This is a genomic window from Ureibacillus galli, assembly GCF_014836845.1.
Classification (GTDB): domain Bacteria; phylum Bacillota; class Bacilli; order Bacillales_A; family Planococcaceae; genus Ureibacillus; species Ureibacillus galli.
Map to the genome: position 1 here is coordinate 1 of NZ_JACSQA010000064.1, position 2233 is coordinate 2233.

Below are 2233 nucleotides of genomic sequence, written 5' to 3' on the forward strand. Positions count from 1 at the left end.
AGAGAAAGGTGAATTTGAGTTTCATCAAATTCACCTTTCTCACTATTTGAAGCTAGTTATGTCCCAGCCTCTTTTTTGCGGAGGGGAATTTTGGAAGTGGGATTAAAATGAAATGAATTATTGTAAAAAAATAGCACTCGGTAAGATAAAAGACACCCTTCAGAAATTTTGAAAATGGGGTAAATTTCATTTTTTATGAATAAAGCGCATTCATATAGAATAATTAAACGTTTATATAAGAAATCAATTAATTTTTAAACGGGCTATTTTTCATCCCGGTGAAGAAATTGGAAATCTGGAAGACTATGATTCTATGTTAGAATAGTAATCTGAAAGGAAAAGAAGGGATAAAAATGAACAGAAGTGCATATTTTGATAACGCAAAAGCTTTACTTATTTATTTAGTGGTATTAGGACATTTAATGTCTGGTTATCTACAAGAGAACGAGTATCTCGATACTTTATATTTGGTCATTTACTTATTCCATATGCCGGCATTTATATTAATATCAGGGCACTTTTCTCGAACGATCAAAAGTAAAAATGATTTGAAAAAAATAGGGAAAACGTTAGTGCTACCCTACATCATTTTTCAAATAGCCTATACATTTTATTATAAAAACATCTTTGGTGACGATGTTACCTATGATTTTTTTGAACCGCGTTATGCTTTATGGTTTTTATTGAGTATGGTCATGTGGAAATTGATGTTAACGATATTTGGCCGTCATTGGATTATGGTAGTAATGTCAGTAGTTTTATCATTATCTGTCGGCTATATTAGTGAAGTAAATGAATGGCTGTCATTGGCAAGAATATTTTTCTTCTTCCCGTTCTTTTTAATGGGGTATTACATGAGTCGTGAAAATTTCGTGAAGATGAAAAATAAATGGAATGTATCCATTGCGAGTATTTTAGGGCTAGTGCTTGTTATCGTCATCCATCTTTACGGAGATGTTCGTTGGCAAGAATGGCTATTTGGACGAATTCCTTATGAGGAAATTGAATTTTCAATTCTAGAAATAGGTGCGTTAAGCCGCTTACTCGTATATGTATTCATGTTTGTGGCGACTTATATTTTCTTATCTTTAGTACCTGAAAATAAGCGTTGGTACACAAATGTAGGTGCAAAAACATTATGTGTATATTTATTACATTTATTTATTATAAGAGCCTTTGAATCAACAGTGGCTTATGAATGGATTAAGGAAACGGGGAACTATATCCTATTATTTGGTATAGCGTTTATAATCGTTTGTGTCTTATCTAATAAATGGATTTGGAAAGTAATCGCCCCATTAATAACGGTGAAAAAGAAAAATGAACGAACTACGCAGAACTAGAGAAGAAATGATTCTCTAGTTCCTTTTTTATTTCACGAATAGCCCAACAGTGTAGGTTATGCGCGGTTTTGTAATGGTGAATTTTTGTTCTTTATTTGTAAAAAAGGCAAGTACAGCTTAGTGAAAGCATATATTGATATGTATCAACTAAATGATACGAGGAGCCTTTGCTAGTAGGATGTTTATTTTAATTCAAAAGGTATTTAATGGGAGGTAATGTAATGTTTACAATCGGTGATAAAGTCTTTTATGGTGCTCATGGTGTTTGTGTGATTCAAGATATTCAGGAATTATCCTTTTCTGGGCAACAAAAGCATTACTACGTCTTACATTCTTATCATGATGCATCCATAAAATTATATCATCCAGTTGAAACGGAAGATTCAAAATTAGCACCCATTACTTCTAAAAAGGAAGCAGAGGGTATTTTAGAAATATTTAAAAATCCTCCTGATGTTTGGCAAGAACATATGGTCGATCGGTCTCAACATTATCAAAATATACTAGAGTCAAAGGATCATATACAGATTGCCCAAATGATGAATACCATTTTGAGAAAGAAAAACGAGTTAGAACAAGATAATAAAAAACTAACAAATCACGATACGCAAATTTTGAAACAAGTTTCACCGATTTTTTACGAAGAATTAGCAATTAGTCTAGAATTATCCGTCGAAGAAGTCATGAAGAGAGTTGAAGAAACGATACAAAATTAATAGTTCATATATGTAAGAAGAGCATTTCGCCAAATGAACTGAACCCTATAAAGTAGACAGTTTAATTAAAAGGGAGTTCGCCACCTATTTTAAGCGACGATTAGATGGCTTCGGTATGCTACCGGAGTCATCTTCTTTAATGTCCATTGTTTTCTTGCAGTATTGTAGTAATCC

General features: G+C 32.6%; 3 protein-coding genes. 2 read left to right on the forward strand and 1 reads right to left on the reverse strand.

Annotated elements, in window-relative coordinates; genetic code table 11:
- Positions 1–353 precede the first annotated feature (353 nt).
- Together H9636_RS18850 and H9636_RS18855 are read left to right on the forward strand one after the other, a co-directional pair.
- Complete coding sequence (locus H9636_RS18850) at positions 354–1343, forward strand: acyltransferase family protein (protein WP_122970721.1); 990 nt, start codon at positions 354–356, stop codon at positions 1341–1343.
- A 221-nt stretch (positions 1344–1564) separates the two neighbouring features.
- The gene (locus H9636_RS18855) at positions 1565–2059 is read left to right on the forward strand and encodes a CarD family transcriptional regulator (RefSeq protein ID WP_191709087.1); all 495 of its coding nucleotides are present in this window, start codon (positions 1565–1567) and stop codon (positions 2057–2059) included.
- A gap of 89 nt (positions 2060–2148) precedes the next feature.
- On the opposite strand, the gene H9636_RS18860 is transcribed toward H9636_RS18855, so the two are convergent.
- Positions 2149–2233, reverse strand: an 85-nt coding sequence (locus H9636_RS18860) for an IS3 family transposase (protein ID WP_191709088.1), incomplete at its 5' end; no start/stop codon positions are given.